Raw genomic sequence first — 15,570 nt, 5'->3', positions numbered from 1 at the left:
TATCCGAGAAATCTGAGGCGGACAAAAAGGCGACAATCCTTGAAGCGACAGCGGCTAGAATCGAGGCGCCCGCAGTCGTCCAGCCGTCCACACCGCTCATGTCCGCCGAATTCCCGCATCCGATTCATGTTCCCCGTCCTGCCGAAGCCGGCTTGGTCCATGCCGCCGGCGGCAATGGACAGCCACTGCTGCTGGTGCATGGATCGCTGTGCGACCTGCGCTACTGGAAAGCGCAGGCGCCGGCGCTGGCACGGGACTTCCGGGTTTTTTCCATTAGCCTTCCGGGGTATTGGCCGGACGGCCCGGCGACGGACCTGGCGGGCTTCTCGGTGGAGAACCATGCCACGGCCCTGGCATCGTTCATCGACAGGCATTGCGAGGGCAACGCCCACGTGGTGGGGCATTCGCGCGGCGGCCGCATCGCCTTCGAACTGGCCCGCCGCCATCCGGATAAGGTGCGCGCGCTGGTGCTGGCCGACCCCGGCCTGATGCTGAACGAGCAGGACGACAGCCGTGACGACTTTCGCCGGCGCGCGCAGGAATGCATACGCGCGGGCAACGTGGAACAGGGCCTGGCGCTATTCATCGATACGGTCAGCGGCGAACAGACCTGGCGCCGCATGGTGCCCTGGTTCAAGGAAATGGCGATCGCCAACGCCCACACCCTGGCGGCGCAGTCGCAGGAAGCCCCCTACGTGCTGACCGAAAAGGACGCGCGCGCCGTCACGCATCCGACGTTGCTGATCGGCGGCGCCCTGAGTCCGCATCCCTATCCCGCCATTCTGGATACCTTGCAGAACTGGCTGCCGCACGCGCAAACCTTGCGCATCGCGGGTTCATCCCATGGCATGAACCTGGGGAACCCGCGCGCGTTCAACGAAGCGGTCCGTCGCTTCCTGGCGGCGTAGGCGGGGGCCCCTCCGGAGCCACGCGCGCGGTGATGGGCGGGCCGGCCGGATCCCGGCGCTGGAAGACCAGGCTGGGCGCCGTCGAGGCCGCGCCGCCGCTTTCGATGGATGCCGGCGCGAGACTGGCAGAGGGACTCGATGGCGGGCTCGCGCCGCCGTGCCTAACATGGAATGGGCTGCCCAGCCCCGGCGGACGCGGCGGCAATGCCGGCGGGCCGTCGAATGAAGGCTTGCGGGTGGGCAGACTGCCGGCGGAACGGCCCGGCTTCAGGCGCACCCCCTCGATGGGCGGCAGCGATGCGGACGGCGACGGCGTGGCGGACGTGCCGCGCACGGCGAAATCCGGCATGGACTTGCTGGAGAGCGAGCCCGGGGAAATCTGCAGGCCGCGGCACCGGCTCGAATCGACGGCGGCGAAGTCCAGCTTGCGCAGGCTGGCACGCGGCGCGCCCGGCGTGGCGCTGCGCATGGGCGGCGGACTCGACGACCGCGGACGCATAATGCGGCCGACCATGCGGCTGACGGACCGCGCGGCACGCGTCGCACGTCCCTTGCATGCCCTGAACAAGCGTTCGCTCAGCCTGCCTCGCGGCGGCTCGACGCCCCCCATGCCAGCCGCGCCAGGCACGGACGGCGATATGGTGTTGTGGTGTATAGCCATCTGATGAATCTCCAGGACCCGGCCACTATAGCGGCGAGGTGGGCCCCGGTCTGTCAGCCGGGAGCGCGTCAGGAAGTGCCCGGCGCGGCTTTCGCCACGGAAGCCGCGCCGGCGCAAGCTTCCTGCAATCGCCTTGCGCTGTAGGACGCAATGACCGCATGTAGGACCGATTCACGGTGCTCGTGCTACAACACGGCGACAATAACCAGAAGGATCCGATCCCGAGGACGGCATGGACACCCTTACCAGCACCATTTGGCAGACGCTGCAGGAAGAATTTTCCGACATTGGCGATGCGGCGGCCTATACCCGCATCGTCATCCGCCTGGTCCTCGCCCTGCTGCTGGGCGGCATGATCGGCTATGAACGCGAACGCAGCGGCAAGGCGGCGGGCCTGAGAACGCATATGCTGGTCGCGCTGGGCGCGGCGCTGTTCGTGCTGGCGCCGGTGCAGGCCGGCATGGCGGTGGACGACGTGGGGCGCGTCCTGCAAGGCATCATTTCAGGTATTGGCTTCCTGGGCGCCGGTGCCATCATCAAGTCCAGCGCGCAAGGCGAGATCAAGGGACTGACGACGGCCGCCAGCATCTGGCTGACCGCCGCCATCGGCATCGCGACCGGCATGGGCAAGGAAGTCCTGGCCATCGTAAGCGCCCTGCTGGCGCTGGCGATCCTGGATCTGCTGCACCGGCTGGAGCGGCGCATCGGCAACGGGACGCCCTGAGCGCCCGTCAACGCTGCCGGGCTACCTCCCCCGCGACGATCTCGCCCAGCACGCGCATCGCGTCCTCCAGGGTGTCGTCCCACGGGTGGCCGTAGTTCAGCCGCAGGCAATCGCGATATTCCCCCCGCGGCGAAAAAATCGGCCCTGGCGCCACGCTGATGCGCCGCGCCAGCGCCTCTCTATATACCGCCAGCGCGTCGGCGCCCGGCGGCAATTGCACCCACAGGAAATAGCCACCCTGGGGACGCGAGGCTCGCGTTCCCTCGGGAAAGTAGCGCGCCAGCGCGGCCATCATCATCTGCTGCTGCCGCCCCAGCGTGGCGCGCAGCTGGCGCAGATGGCGATCGTAGCCGCCGTGATCCAGGTATTCGGCCAGCGCGAGCTGATTGGGGCTGGGCGACGCCAGGGTGGTCATCAGCTTCTGGCGCTCGACATCCCGGGCGTAGCGCCCGGCGGCCACCCATCCCACCCGATAGCCCGGCGCCAGGCATTTGGAGAACGACGCGCAATGCAGGACCAGGCCATCGCGGTCGTAGGCCTTGGCGGGCAGCGGGCGCGCGCGGCTGAAGTAGAGCTCGCCGTAGACGTCGTCTTCGATCAAGGGAATGCCATGCCGGGCCAGCAGCGCGACCAGCGCCTGCTTGCCGGATTCCGGCATAAGGCTGCCGGTGGGGTTCTGGAAATTCGACATGATCCAGCAGGCCTGCGGCCGATGCCGGCGTATCGCCTGCGCCAGCGCGTCCAGCTGGATGCCGGTGCGCGGACTGGTCGGCACCTCGACCGCGTGCAGTTTCATGCGCTCCAGCGCCTGCAGGGTCGCGTAGAACGCCGGCGATTCGATCAACACCGTGTCTCCTGGCCGCGTCACCGACATCAAGGCCAGTTGCAGGGCCTCCATTGCGCCGTTGGTGATCACCAGGTCATCGCCGTGCACGTCCATGCCGTCGATCAAATACCGCACGGCGATCTGGCGGCGCAGCGCGGCGTTGCCGGTGAACATATCGCCGATCGTGCTGCGGGCGTCCATGCGCCGCAGTCCGGCCTTCAAGGCGGAGGCCAGGCGCACCAGTGGAAACAGGCTCGGCGACGGGAAGGCGGAGCCGAACGGGACCGTATCGGGATCCCGCACCGAGCCCAGCACTTCGAACGCGAGTGCCGCCACGTCCACCTGGGCCGGATTGCCATCCGGCCGGGAGACTTCGGGCTCGGGCGGCGCGCGGCGGCGCGGGTTGACGTAGTAGCCGGAGCGATCGCGCGCCTGGATGTAGCCGCGCGCTTCCAGCAGGTAATACGCCTGGAAGATGGTGGAGACGCTGACGCGCCGCGCCGCGCTGGCCTGCCGCACGGAGGGCAGCCGGTCGCCGGCGCGCAGGGTGCCGGCTTCGATGGACCGGGCGATGTCGGCGGCGACGGCTTCATAGCGTTTGAGCGGCGCCGGTTCGCTGGAGGAATCTGCCATGTGTGGATGGGGGTGTGCTGGGGGAATCTCGCCGCGGCGGACCGCATCAGTTCCAGTTCCGCGCGACCGGGACCACATCAGTTTATGGCGGCAGTCCGGGGGCTGGAAGGCCGGCTTGTCCAGCCAGGCACGGTATTTGCTGATGCGCCGCCCGCTACGATACAGGAAGTAACCTGCGGTACTATTTCTGCCGCCCGCCGAATAGCGAATCCCTTTCATTCGTAATCATGCCACCCACACTTAAAGACGAAATGCCGATTCATCTCGGCATCGCGGTTCTCAGCGTGCTGATCTTTGTCATCGACATCGTGCTGCCGATCGGTGTCGCCGTGTGGGTCTTCTACATGCTGCCCGTGGTGCTTTGCGTGTTCCAGCGACATAAATACCTGCCGCTGATGATCGCCACGCTGGAACTGGTCTTTATCGTTGCCGGGACTTTTCTGCCCGTGGGTTATGGGATCTCCCTGCAGAACATGATGAACCGCGCCTTCGGCGTCGTGACGCTGTTCGCCACGGCGGGGCTGGTCGTGCAGGTCATCGGGGCGCGCCTGAACGCCCAGCGCCTGATGTGGTTGCAGCAGGGCGAAAGCGCGCTGGCGCAGGACCTGCTGGGCGAACAGAGCGTGCAGGATATCGGGCGCAACGCGATGCGCGCGCTGGCCCGGGTGATGAACGCACAGGTCGGCGCCCTGTACCGGCTGCAGCGAGGCGCCTTGTCCCACGTGGGCGGCTATGGCGATGACCGAAGCCCCGACGATGAATCCGCGGCTTCCGGGCGTGGCATGGCGCTGGAAGTCGCGGCGCAGGGGAGCCCGCTGGTGGTGCGCGACCTGCCGGCCGATTACCTGCGCGTCAATTCGGGGGTGGGCGACGCCCCGCCCCGCGCGCTGATCATCGCGCCCGTTACGGCCGACGGCCGGGTGCAGGGCGTCGTGGAGCTGGGCTTCCTGAGCGATAGCGGCGACTTCGAACGCGAGCTGGAACTGCTGCGGGCGGCGGGCGAGGTTATCGGCATGGCGCTGCGCTCGGCCCTGTATCGCGAACACCTGAAGGAATTGCTGGAAGAGACGCAGCGCCAGAGCGAGGAACTGCAGACACAGCAGGAAGAGCTGCGCGTCTCCAACGAGGAGCTGGAAGAACAGGGCCGCGCCCTGCGGGAATCGCAAAGCCGCCTGGAGCAGCAGCAGACCGACCTGATGCAAAGCAACGCCCGCCTGGAAGAACATACCCAAACGCTGGAGCAGCAGAAGCGCGAGCTGCAGCGCGCGCGAGAGACGCTGGAAACCAATGCGCGCGAACTGTCCCGCGCCAGCCGTTATAAGTCGGAGTTCCTGGCCAATATGTCGCACGAGCTGCGCACGCCGCTAAACAGCTCGCTGATCCTGTCGCAGATGCTGGCCGACCCCAAGTCGGCCGGCTTGCCGGCGGGGGAAATCCAGCGCTACGCGCGCACCATCCACGCCTCCAACGCGGACCTGCTGACGCTCATCAACGACATCCTGGACCTGTCCAAGATCGAGGCGGGCCATGTCGACCTGGCGCCGGAAACCGTATCGGCCGCCGGCATACTGGAGCCCCTCCGCCAGATGTTCGAGCCCATCGCGGCCGGCAAGCAGCTGAACTTCCGCATCGACATCCACGACAGTGCCCCCACCACCTACGTCACCGACGCGGCGAAGGTCCAACAGGTACTGAAGAACCTGCTGGCCAACGCATTCAAGTTCACGGACCGGGGCGAGGTGGTGCTGTCGGTGCAAAGCGGCGCCGAAGGCCGCGTCGCCTTTGCCGTGCGCGACACGGGCATCGGCATCCCGCCACAGCAGCAGGAGGTCATCTTCGAGGCGTTCCGCCAGGCCGACGGCACGACCAGCCGCAAGTACGGCGGCACCGGCCTGGGGCTGTCGATCTCGCGCGAATTGACGCGCCTGCTGGGCGGCGAGCTGCGCGTGACCAGCGCGGAAGGCCAGGGCAGCACCTTCACCGCCGAGATCGCCGCGGACCTGCGCCAGCACCTGCCGGCCGACGAGACGGAGGACGCCGCGACGCGCGCGGCCGGCGGGGGCGCGACAGCCCCCACCGAGGCCACCGGCCGCGACGCGGCGGCGATCGCCAGCGCGCGGGCGCGGCCCGTTCATTCCGGCAACGTCGCGTCCAGGGACGAGCGCCAGGCCGAGGCGGATGCCGCGCGGGCAGCGGCACCGGCGCACATCGGGGTGTTCAAGCCGGCGCGCGGCGACATCGACGAGCGGCGCCGCGAACGGCTGGTCATGGTCATCGAAGACGACGAGCGATTCGCCGACATTCTGTACGAACTGGCGCATGAACTGGACTTCGATTGCGTTCTGGTCTCGCACGGCGCCGAAGCCATGCGGCTGGCTCGCGAACTGCGCCCCAGCGGCATCCTGCTGGACGTCGGCCTGCCGGATCAATCGGGGCTGAGCGTGCTGGACCAGCTCAAGCACGATCCGGCCACACGGCACATTCCCATCCACGTCATTTCGGTGGCCGACCACATACAAACCGCGCTGGAGCTCGGCGCCGTGGGATACGCGCTGAAGCCGGTCGCCCGTGAAGAACTGGTGGAGGCCTTCCAGCGCGTGGAGGAAAAACTGCAAAGACGCGCGAGCCGCGTGCTGGTGGTGGAGGACGACCCGGACCTGCGCGCCAGCATATCGCTGCTGCTGAGGGCCGACGACATCGAGATCACGACCGCGGGAACCGTCGCCGAGGCCCTGGAGCATCTATCCGCGCGCACCTTCGACTGCATGGTCATGGACCTGATGTTGCCGGACGCCTCCGGATACGACCTGCTGGAACAAATGGGCGCCGGCCGCAAGTACGCCTTCCCGCCCGTCATCGTCTATACGGGACGCGCCCTGACGCGCGACGAAGAGCAGCGTTTGCGCCGCTACTCGCGTTCCATCATCATCAAGGGGGCGAAATCGCCGGAGAGGCTGGTCGACGAGGTCACGCTATTCCTGCACCGCGTGGAGGCCACGCTGCCGCCGGACCAGCAAAAGCTTTTGATGCAGGCCCGGCAACGCGATATGGTGTTCGAAGGCCGCCGCATCCTGCTGGTGGAAGACGACGTGCGCAATATTTTTGCCTTGTCCAGCGTGCTGGAGCCCCTGGGCGCGCAGCTTCTGGTGGCGCGCAATGGCCGCGAGGCACTGGATGCGCTGGCCGCCGACGCGCACGTCGATATCATCCTGATGGACTTGATGATGCCCGAAATGGACGGCCTGACCGCCACCCGCGAGATCCGCAAGCGTCCGGAACTGCGCGATCTGCCCATTATTGCGCTGACCGCCAAGGCGATGGCGGACGACCGCCGCAACTGCCTGGAGGCGGGTGCCAACGACTATATCGCCAAGCCGATCGACGTGGACAAGCTGGTTTCACTATGCCGAGTCTGGATGCCCAAATAAGCGGCCCGGCCGCGATGGACGCGCTGTTCGACCTGGAGCTCAAGCTCCTGCTCGAGGCGGTCTATCTTCGCTATCAGCACGACTTCCGCGGCTATGCCGTCGCGTCGATGCGCCGCCGCGTGAGGCAAGCCATGGTGCATTTCGGCTGTGCCACCGTCAGCCAGTTGCAGGACAGGGTGCTGCACCAGCCGCCGATATTCGCGCAGATGCTGCAGTACTTCACGGTACAGGTCAGCGACATGTTCCGCGACCCGGATTACTTCCGCGCGGTACGCGAGCATGTGGTTCCGGTGCTGCGGACGTACCCGTCGGTGAAGTTCTGGGTGGCCGGCTGCAGCAGCGGCGAGGAAGTCTGGTCCCTGGCCATCCTGCTGGACGAAGAGGACCTGCTGTCGCGCACGCTGATCTACGCCACGGACATCAATAGCGAGGCCCTGCGCGTGGCCGAAAGCGGTATCTATCCGGTGGACCGCTTCGCGCAGTTCAGCCGCAACTATCGGGACAGCGGCGGTACGCGGTCGCTGTCGGACTACTACACGGCGAACCTGCACGATGCGCGTCTGGACCGACGCCTGCGCGAACATATCGTATTTGCCGACCACAGCCTGGCGACCGATAGTGTATTTTCGGAGGTGCATTTCATTTCCTGCCGCAATGTGCTGATCTACTTCAACCGCGAGCTGCAGGACCGCGCCACCCAGCTGTTCCACGAAGCCCTGATACGGCGTGGGTTCCTGGGCCTGGGCTCGCGCGAAAGCCTGCGCTTTTCATCGCAGTCCGGGCGATTCGCCGAAGTGGCGCCGCGCCAGCGCATCTACCAGCGCCTATGAATACCCCGGCCCGCCTCCCCCCTTCGCCCGTGGAACTCGTGGCCATCGGCGCATCCGCCGGCGGCGTGGACGCCATCGGCACGGTGCTGCAAGCCCTGCCCGCCCGCTTTCCCGCGGCGGTGGCCATCGTGCTGCACCTGCCCCCGGACCGGGACAGCCTGCTGCCGGAATTGTTCGGGGCGCGCTGCGCCCTGCCCGTCAAGGAAGTGGAAGACAAGGAATTCATCGTGCCTGGGGTCGTCTACGTCGCGGCGCCCGACTACCACATGCTGGTGGAACCGGACCGGTCGTTCGCCCTGTCGCACGATGAGGCGGTGAACTTTTCGCGTCCCTCCATCGATCTGCTGCTGGAATCGGCGGCGATCGCCTATCGGGAGCGGCTGCTGGGCATCGTGCTGACCGGTGCCAGCCAGGATGGCTCGGCCGGCCTGCGGCGCGTGCGCGCCCTGGGCGGGCAGGCATGGGTCCAGGATCCGGACAACGCCGATGTACCGGCCATGCCGGCCAGCGCCATAGCGCTGGCGGGGGCCGACCGCATCATGGACAAACTTACGCTGGCGCGCGCGCTGGCCGATATGGGCAAAGCCCCTGGGAAAAACGGGAACAAGGACCGTGACTGAGAACGTCAACATCCTGGTCGTCGACGACATCGAGCAGAATCTCGTGGCGGTCGAAGCCCTGCTGGCCAGACCCGGCATTCAGGTGCTGCAGGCGCGCTCCGGCGTGCAGGCACTGGAACTGCTGCTGGTCAACGAAGTGGCGCTGGCCCTGATCGATGTGCAGATGCCGCAGATGGACGGCTTCGAACTGGCCGAACTGATCCGGGGCAGCGAGCGCACGCGCAGCGTGCCCCTGATCTTCCTGACGGCCGGCACGAAAGAGCGCGAGGCGCATTTCCGCGGCTACGAGGCCGGCGCCGTCGATTTCCTGTACAAGCCGCTGGATGCGGACGTCCTGATCAGCAAGGTCAACGTCTTCGTCGAAATGCATAACCAGAAGAAAGTGATGGCGCGCCAGTTGGAGGAATTGCGCCAGGCTCTCACGCTGAACGACATGTTCACCGCCGTGCTCGGGCACGACCTGCGCAATCCCTTGTCCGCGGTGCTGCACGGGTCCGAACTGCTGCTGCGCGGTTCCGACGACCCCAAGGTACGGACCAACGCGCAACGGATCCGTTTCAGCGCCGGACGCATGGCGCGCATGGTGGAACAACTGCTGGATGTGGCGCGGATCCGCTCCAACGGCCTGGCCCTGCAATGGGTCCGCACGGACTACGCGAGTGTCTGCCGTGCCATCGTGGACGAGATCGCCGACCCTGCGCAGCGCGAACGCGTGCAGTTACGCATCGAGGGCGACACGCACGGCGACATCGATGTCGATCGGTTCTCGCAGGTCGTTTCCAACCTGCTGGGCAACGCGCTGCAGCACGGCGATCCGGCATACCCGGTGGTCCTGCGGATCGATGGCCAGGCGCCCGCGCGCATCGTCTTGCAGGTGGCCAACCAGGGCGTGATCCCGGCCGCGCAGCTACCCGATCTGTTCAACCCCTTCCAGGCAAGCATGGAAAGCCGCTTATCGAAAAACGGGCTGGGCCTGGGGCTTTATATCGTGAAGAAGTTCATCGACGAGCATGGCGGCACGGTCGCCGTGCGCTCCACGGCCAGCGAGGGCACGGCTTTCGACATCGTCATGCCGCGCGAGCGCGCCGCCGCCGCGAGGCGAACAGCCGCTTGAACCCCAGCCACTGCTGGGACAGGAAAGTCTCGCCGTAATCGTGGCCGCCGGCATCGGGCAGTTGGTCCGCGATGCCGGTGGGGCCGTAGTTGCCATCGAAGCGGGCGGTACGGAACAGGACGTCCCAGATCGGGAAGATGACGGCATAGTTGCTGCCCACGACCTTGCCGGTAGGCGTCGTTTCGTAGGCAATGCCGTGATGCTCGCGGTGAAAGCGCGGACTGACGAGCAGGCGTTCGCCCAGCCTGCCGAAGTGCAGCCGCAGATTGGCGTGCGAAAAGCTTTCGACCAATTGCAGGATGGCCACGATGGCGACGAACTGCGCCGGCGCCACGCCGATCAGTTGCGAGACGACGACGATGACGACATCGTGCAGCAGATCGTCCAGCAGATGATTGCGGTTGTCGCTCCACATGGTCATCTGGCGCTGGCTGTGATGCACCGCGTGCAAGGTCCACATCCATTCGACGTTGTGCTGGGCGCGGTGATACAGGTATTCGACCAGGTCGAAGACGACCAGATAGATGGCCAGGCTTACCAGCGCATTGTCGGTTACGCCGGGCCAGAGGTAGTCCAGTTGCAGGGTGGGCAGGCCCCATACATGCAGGCTGCCGAAAATGCTGTCCCAGAACGGGTCGATGGCAAAGAACAGCGCCACGCGGAAGATACCGAGGCGGTGGATGACCGTGTAGAGAATGTCCAGGCGCACCGCGCGGCGATCCATGACGGGTTCGACCGGGCGCCAGCGCTGCAGCGGTCCGATCACGCAGATCAGCACGGCAAGCTGCAGCAGGCCGGCGATCAGCCACAGCGTCGCGTCGTAGGCGTCTTCGATGACACCGGACAGGCCCAGCTTGTACAGCACGGGTTGGATGACAGATTCGAACAGCCCTTCCTGGGCCATGCCGATCAGATGATTGAACGTATCCATCGCTTGAAACTTAGTGACGGTGCGCCGCGATCCAGGCGCGATAGGCCGGATGCTGGTCCATCGTGGCGAAGCAATAGCCCTTGGCCTGCAGTCCGGTGATCAGGGGTTCGAGCACGGCGGGCGCCCAGGGATCCTGGCGCGACCAGATGCCCAGGTGCGCCAGGAGGATGTCGCCCGGCTTGATGTTGGCCAGCGCCCGCGACAGCAATTGTTTGTTGGGATATTTATCGCTGGGCAGTTCGTCGCCCAGGAAACCGGCCGACGTCCACCCCACGTGGCGATAGCCGCAGGTTTGCGCGGCTTTCAGCAGCGCCGCGGAAGTACGGCCCCCCGGCGCGCGGAACAGCGGCAACATGGCATGGCCCGTCATCTGCCGGAAGCGCGCGGCGGAGCGCTGCAGTTCGTCGCAGTACTGTTGCGCAGTAAGGACTTCACGCGTGCCGGCCTGCGGGCCGAAGTCGGGCCGCATCTCGAATCTATCGCCCGGCAGGTCCTTCAACCAATGAACGTGATCGTAGGTATGGCTGCCGAAGACGTCGCCGTCGGCGACGCGGGCACGCCACCAGGGTGCCCATTGATCGTCCAGCGAGGTGCCGTTGGTCTGCGTGCGCTCGTTGGCCAGGAAGAAGGTGACCTTGACGCCGTGGCGCTTGAGCACGTCCGCGACCAGCGGGGCCACGCCCATATGCCCGGTATCGAAGGTCAGGTAGACCGGCCTGGCGCAAACCGGTGCCGGCGCGGCTGCGGCGCCGGACGCCAGGGCCGCGGCCAGCAGGCCGCACAAGGCGGCGGAAGCGGTTTTAGTGCATCGCGACATGATCGAGCGTCCAAACGCCGTGCGGCGAGCGGCCCACGTTGATCTGCCGCACGACTTCCTTCTTGTCGATATCGATGAACGTCAGCTTGCGCGCCCAGCGCGAGGTGACCAGCAGCGTCTTGCCGTCCGCCATCAGGTCCATGCAATCCGGACCGCCGGGGGCGGGGTATTCGGCCACGACCTTCAAGGTGGTGAAATCGATGCGGCTGATGGTATTGGCGGCGCGGTTGCTGACGAAAAGATGCTTGCCATCGCCCTGCACGCGGAAGGCATGGGCGCCCTCGTTGGTCTTGATGCGCGTGATCAGCCTGGGCTTGCCCGGACTGGTCAGGTCGTAGGCCTCGACGTAGTGGTCGCCGGTAAGGGCCACCAGCATGACCTTGTCGCCCGGGACGATATACACATCGGCCGGTGTCTTGCCCACGGGCAGCGTCCAGCGCACCTGCTGCGTGGCCAGGTCGATGGCAATGACTTCGTCGCTGTCCTGCAGGGAGACATAGGCGGTGGTGCTCTTGCTGTCGATACCGATATGGCTGGGCGTCTTGCCGGCGGGCACCCGCTTCATCAGTTTGAGATCGAAGCCCTTGGCGCTGGGAATGTATTGGTAGATATCGATATGGTTCAGGCGGTTGGCCGCGGTAACGAACCATTTCATGTCGGGTGAGAACCGCAGTTGGTAAGGATCCACGATGCCGGTGAGCGTGCGCTGCACCTCGGCCGTACGCGGATCCAGCAAGGTCAGGGAGTCGCCGACGGAATTGGCGACGATCAGGGATTTCTGGTCGGGCGAAAAGTACAGGTGATGCGGCTCCTTGCCGGTGGGTATGCGGCGCAGCTCCTTGTACGTGACCGGGTCGATGACGCTGATGTTGGCGTCCAGTGAATTGAGGACGAAGATCGGGTCGTCATGACCGGACCGGGAAGCCTGGCCTTGGGCCTGGACGGGTGCGACGAACGCGAGACAGGCGGCGAAGAGCGCGCCACAGGCAAACGACAGACGGTTCAAAAGGGATCTCGCAGTAGCAGGTGAAAGCGCCCTGAATTTTGACATACAGCAGCCGGCCGTTGGAGTAGCCCGCCGCGGAAAAGTTCGCACGATGCGTAAAATGTCCGATTCTTCCAAACCCGACAACATGTCCCTGCCCGAACCGCTTGCGCCTGCTCAGCTGTCCTGGATCGAGGACGGCGTCGAACATCATGCGGACTGGCGGTCCGAAAGCGGCGCACCGGTTCCGCGGCGGGTCGTGCGCGCCGACGACGCCATGAGTGCGGACACGGCCTACCGGCTGGCCTGCGAAGGAACGGCGCTGCTGTGGCGCGGCGATTTCCAGAACGCCCGCCAGTTGCTCCAGGCCCTGGCCCGGCGCATCGACAGGCGGCCGGCCGGCCGCAAGGCGCCCCAGCCCTTCCCGGAAGCTTTCCATATGCATCGCCAGGCGCGCGCCCAGCGCGCCCGCACGCTGGGGATGCTGCTGATCCCATTCGAACCGGGTCACATCGTGCCGCTACGGCGCGCGCCCGATGTGGCGCGCGCCTGCCAGGACGTCCATGGAGCCGCGGACCTGCCTTACGTGGCGTCGCTGCGCGAACTGCTGGGCCTGATCGGCGCCCGGCAATGGCGTGAAAAAGGCGTGGAGATTGCCGCGCTCGGCGCACGCATATTTCCGCACTACGGTGTCTACTCGCCGGTGCGCGGGGAATATCTCGACCTGGTGGCGCGCGCGCCCCTGCCCGGAACGGACCTGGCGTTCGACATCGGCACGGGAACGGGCGTAATCGCGGCCTTGCTGGCACGGCGCGGCGTGCGAACGATAGTGGCGACGGATCAGGACCCGCGCGCGCTGGCCTGCGCGCGGGACAATCTGGACCGGCTGGGCCTGGCGGAACGCGTCCGCCTGCGGCAGGCCGATCTTTTCCCGCCGGGCCAGGCGCAACTGGTGGTCTGCAATCCCCCTTGGGTACCAGCCCGCGCGACGGCGCCGGTCGAACATGCGGTGTACGACCCGGACTCCAGGATGCTGCGGTCATTCCTCGATGGGCTGGCGCCCCATCTGGCCCCCGGAGGAGAAGGCTGGCTGATACTGTCGGACCTGGCGGAACACCTGCGGCTGCGCAGCCGCGAGGCCCTGCTCGAATGGATTGCCGCCGCGGGACTGGACGTCGTGGACAGAATGGATATCCGCCCACGGCATGGCAAGGCGGAAGACGCTGGCGATCCGCTGCACGCCGCGCGCTCGCGGGAAATCACCTCGCTGTGGCGCTTGCGGCGCGGCCCGCGGCCGGCCTGACTTCGCCGGTTTCGCGCCGACGCCACGGATCCGCCGGCATCCGGCGCCCTGCGGACGCGCTACAAGGTTTGCGCCGCCAATGCGAGTGTGACGACCAGCGAGACGCCCAGGATGGCGGCACCGACCGTGCGACGGCGGTTCAGGCCGGTCCATAGCAGGACGCCGGTAATGGACAGCAGGACCATGCCGCCGGCGATGGTGTCGGCAATCAGCACCCAGGCGGCCGTGACCCCGTTGGCTTTGTGCAGGTTCTCCAGCACGGCGAGCAGCCCCGGTTCGACCCGGCGGACATTGACCTGTCCCGCGCCGACCCAGTATTCGGCCTGCACCGTCGCCGTCGGGGAACGGAAACGCAGTTGCCAATGTTCCGGCTGGGCGACTGTCCTGTCGCCCCAGGCCACGGGCTTGGCCGGTTCGCGCTGGATGCGCTCCGGGGGCCTGGACAAGGTCAGTTCCTGCTGCAGCCAGGCGGCCATCGCCTGCGGCGTGGCGGGCGGGGGCACAGGCAGTTCCAGACGGATATCGGATACCTGCGCGGCGCCGGTATCGATCCTCATGACGGCGCGGTGGTTCTGGAAGAATCCCGTCAGTCCGAAGAGCAGGCCCAGCAGCGCGCCCCACAGGCCGATCCAGCTGTGCGTTTTGCGCAACCATTTCAGGAATAGGCCCCGGCGATGGGCCGCGGCGTGCGCGGGATCGGCGCGGCGCGGCGCGGGAGTGAGGATGTGGCTCATGGTTCGTCGGTCGGTTTGCCGCGATGGCTTGCGGGCGCAGCGCGACTGTCAGGGATTGAAAAACGCTAATGATATTGCATCTCACCTTTGTTTACTTTCTCAAGCTGGAGCAAAAGGCCGCCGGCCATCGCCAGCGCGCCCCCGCAACGGAATACTTCGGGCGCGATCGAATATCGGGACAGGATTAAGATGGAAGCCGATCGTCAGCCGATATGGATGCATGACGGCATGCCATCACAGTGAGAGGAGCACATCGTGACCGACGTTTTCGATCCGGCCCCAGCGGCCGCCTTGTTGACTCAGGCCTGGCGCGAGGGACGCCAGCTGAGCGAGATCCCCGCCGATATCCGGCCCCGCAATCTGCTGGAGGGTTATGCCCTGCAGGACGCGTTCATCAAGACCTACGCCGCCGAGACGGGCGACCGCGAGGCGGGATGGAAGCTGGGCGTGGGCAGCGTCGCCGCGATGCAGGCGGCCGGCACGGAGCGCCCCCTGGTCGGGCGGGTCCTGTCGGGACACCGCTATGACAACGGTGCGACGGTCAAGGTGCTGTGCCAGGCGCCGATCACCGTGGAATTCGAAGTGGCCTTCGTGCTGGGCCGCGATATCGCGCCCGGCGCGGCGCCGGCCGATCCGATGCAGGCGGTAGCGTCGACCCATATTGCCTTCGAACTGGTCCTGTCGCGCTTCGTCAATCGCCGCGCGGTCGGCTGGCCCAGCTTCGTGGGCGACAGCGTGGGTTTCGAAGCCTCTATCCTGGGCCCGCAGATCGACGCTGCCGCCATCCACCGCGGCATCGCGTCGGTATCGGTGCAGGCGAACGGCCAGGCGATGGGCGGCGGGCTGAGCGGGGACGACGCGATCGAGCCGGTACAGATGCTGCGCCACTTGTTCGATCACGCCTGTTACCACGGCCTGACGCTGCGCGCCGGCGATGTCGTCACGACCGGCGCCGTGGCGAAGCCCTTCGACATCGCGCCCGGGGAAACGGACCTGAGCGCGCAGTTCCTGGGCCGTACCCTGTCGACGCGCGTCGTCCCGGCGCGGGATTGAGCC

General features: G+C 66.6%; 14 protein-coding genes. 9 read left to right on the top strand and 5 right to left on the bottom strand.

Annotation, left to right across the window (positions count from 1 at the left end):
- The first annotated feature begins 98 nt into the window (after positions 1 to 98).
- The 3 genes from ACO1P8_RS03955 (at position 99) to ACO1P8_RS03945 (ending at position 2,293) form a co-directional block, all read left to right on the top strand.
- Entirely contained in the window at positions 99 to 908 is an 810-nt protein-coding gene (locus tag ACO1P8_RS03955) for an alpha/beta fold hydrolase (protein ID WP_486294618.1), read from the top strand.
- A 236-nt stretch (positions 909 to 1,144) separates the two neighbouring features.
- A complete protein-coding gene (locus tag ACO1P8_RS03950; RefSeq protein WP_486294617.1) occupies positions 1,145 to 1,573 on the top strand; it encodes a hypothetical protein in 429 nt (142 codons plus the stop codon).
- Between the two features lie 228 nt (positions 1,574 to 1,801).
- Positions 1,802 to 2,293, top strand: coding sequence for an MgtC/SapB family protein (locus ACO1P8_RS03945; RefSeq protein ID WP_486294616.1), 492 nt, complete (start codon positions 1,802 to 1,804; stop codon positions 2,291 to 2,293).
- Between the two features lie 7 nt (positions 2,294 to 2,300).
- Here the strand turns inward: ACO1P8_RS03945 and ACO1P8_RS03940 are convergent, their stop codons facing one another.
- A complete protein-coding gene (locus ACO1P8_RS03940) occupies positions 2,301 to 3,752 on the bottom strand; it encodes an aminotransferase-like domain-containing protein (protein WP_486294615.1) in 1,452 nt (483 codons plus the stop codon).
- Between the two features lie 251 nt (positions 3,753 to 4,003).
- Here ACO1P8_RS03940 and ACO1P8_RS03935 point away from each other — a divergent pair, with 251 nt between their 5' ends.
- Genes ACO1P8_RS03935 through ACO1P8_RS03920 form a run of 4 tightly spaced genes read left to right on the top strand, consistent with a single transcriptional unit; the run spans position 4,004 to position 9,744 of the window.
- Positions 4,004 to 7,180 (top strand): response regulator, encoded by a 3,177-nt coding sequence (locus ACO1P8_RS03935; RefSeq protein WP_486294614.1) that lies wholly within the window; start codon positions 4,004 to 4,006, stop codon positions 7,178 to 7,180.
- Complete coding sequence (locus tag ACO1P8_RS03930; RefSeq protein WP_486294613.1) at positions 7,156 to 8,010, top strand: CheR family methyltransferase; 855 nt, start codon at positions 7,156 to 7,158, stop codon at positions 8,008 to 8,010. The genes ACO1P8_RS03935 and ACO1P8_RS03930 overlap by 25 nt, the downstream gene beginning before the upstream one ends.
- The gene (locus ACO1P8_RS03925; RefSeq protein ID WP_486294612.1) at positions 8,007 to 8,630 is read left to right on the top strand and encodes a chemotaxis protein CheB; all 624 of its coding nucleotides are present in this window, start codon (positions 8,007 to 8,009) and stop codon (positions 8,628 to 8,630) included. The genes ACO1P8_RS03930 and ACO1P8_RS03925 overlap by 4 nt, the downstream gene beginning before the upstream one ends.
- Positions 8,623 to 9,744, top strand: coding sequence for a hybrid sensor histidine kinase/response regulator (locus tag ACO1P8_RS03920; RefSeq protein ID WP_486294611.1), 1,122 nt, complete (start codon positions 8,623 to 8,625; stop codon positions 9,742 to 9,744). The genes ACO1P8_RS03925 and ACO1P8_RS03920 overlap by 8 nt, the downstream gene beginning before the upstream one ends.
- On the opposite strand, the gene ACO1P8_RS03915 is transcribed toward ACO1P8_RS03920, so the two are convergent.
- The 3 genes from ACO1P8_RS03915 to ACO1P8_RS03905 are packed head-to-tail and all read right to left on the bottom strand — an operon-like array spanning position 9,698 to position 12,498.
- Positions 9,698 to 10,675 carry a sterol desaturase family protein gene (locus tag ACO1P8_RS03915; RefSeq protein WP_486294610.1) on the bottom strand — a complete coding sequence of 326 codons (978 nt, stop codon included), beginning with the start codon at positions 10,673 to 10,675 and terminating at the stop codon, positions 9,698 to 9,700. The genes ACO1P8_RS03920 and ACO1P8_RS03915 overlap by 47 nt on opposite strands.
- A gap of 10 nt (positions 10,676 to 10,685) precedes the next feature.
- Positions 10,686 to 11,492: a polysaccharide deacetylase family protein gene (locus ACO1P8_RS03910; protein ID WP_486294609.1), complete on the bottom strand. Its 807-nt coding sequence runs from the start codon at positions 11,490 to 11,492 to the stop codon at positions 10,686 to 10,688.
- A complete protein-coding gene (locus ACO1P8_RS03905) occupies positions 11,476 to 12,498 on the bottom strand; it encodes a YVTN family beta-propeller repeat protein (protein ID WP_486294608.1) in 1,023 nt (340 codons plus the stop codon). The genes ACO1P8_RS03910 and ACO1P8_RS03905 overlap by 17 nt, the downstream gene beginning before the upstream one ends.
- 100 nt (positions 12,499 to 12,598) lie before the next feature.
- Between ACO1P8_RS03905 and ACO1P8_RS03900 the strand changes: the two genes are divergently transcribed.
- Positions 12,599 to 13,780: a methyltransferase gene (locus ACO1P8_RS03900; RefSeq protein WP_486294607.1), complete on the top strand. Its 1,182-nt coding sequence runs from the start codon at positions 12,599 to 12,601 to the stop codon at positions 13,778 to 13,780.
- Between the two features lie 59 nt (positions 13,781 to 13,839).
- Here ACO1P8_RS03900 and ACO1P8_RS03895 read toward each other — a convergent pair whose 3' ends face one another.
- Positions 13,840 to 14,514 (bottom strand): PepSY-associated TM helix domain-containing protein, encoded by a 675-nt coding sequence (locus tag ACO1P8_RS03895; protein WP_486294606.1) that lies wholly within the window; start codon positions 14,512 to 14,514, stop codon positions 13,840 to 13,842.
- A gap of 255 nt (positions 14,515 to 14,769) precedes the next feature.
- Here ACO1P8_RS03895 and ACO1P8_RS03890 point away from each other — a divergent pair, with 255 nt between their 5' ends.
- Entirely contained in the window at positions 14,770 to 15,567 is a 798-nt protein-coding gene (locus ACO1P8_RS03890) for a 2-keto-4-pentenoate hydratase (RefSeq protein ID WP_486294605.1), read from the top strand.
- The last annotated feature ends 3 nt before the right edge of the window (positions 15,568 to 15,570 follow it).

Source organism: Bordetella sp. (assembly GCF_057362025.1).
Note: the sequence above shows the minus strand (reverse complement) of the source record. Positions and strands in the feature narration are given on the sequence as shown.

Bases quoted from the DNA above. Each gene is read 5' to 3' on its own strand.
- ACO1P8_RS03955 (WP_486294618.1), top strand. From the start codon at position 99: ATGTCCGCCGAATTCCCGCATCCGATTCATGTTCCCCGTCCTGCCGAA.
- ACO1P8_RS03945 (WP_486294616.1), top strand. From the start codon at position 1,802: ATGGACACCCTTACCAGCACCATTTGGCAGACGCTGCAGGAAGAATTT.
- ACO1P8_RS03940 (WP_486294615.1), bottom strand. From the start codon at position 3,752: ATGGCAGATTCCTCCAGCGAACCGGCGCCGCTCAAACGCTATGAAGCC.
- ACO1P8_RS03935 (WP_486294614.1), top strand. From the start codon at position 4,004: ATGCCGATTCATCTCGGCATCGCGGTTCTCAGCGTGCTGATCTTTGTC.
- ACO1P8_RS03930 (WP_486294613.1), top strand. From the start codon at position 7,156: ATGCCGAGTCTGGATGCCCAAATAAGCGGCCCGGCCGCGATGGACGCG.
- ACO1P8_RS03925 (WP_486294612.1), top strand. From the start codon at position 8,007: ATGAATACCCCGGCCCGCCTCCCCCCTTCGCCCGTGGAACTCGTGGCC.
- ACO1P8_RS03915 (WP_486294610.1), bottom strand. From the start codon at position 10,675: ATGGATACGTTCAATCATCTGATCGGCATGGCCCAGGAAGGGCTGTTC.
- ACO1P8_RS03910 (WP_486294609.1), bottom strand. From the start codon at position 11,492: ATGTCGCGATGCACTAAAACCGCTTCCGCCGCCTTGTGCGGCCTGCTG.
- ACO1P8_RS03900 (WP_486294607.1), top strand. From the start codon at position 12,599: ATGTCCGATTCTTCCAAACCCGACAACATGTCCCTGCCCGAACCGCTT.
- ACO1P8_RS03895 (WP_486294606.1), bottom strand. From the start codon at position 14,514: ATGAGCCACATCCTCACTCCCGCGCCGCGCCGCGCCGATCCCGCGCAC.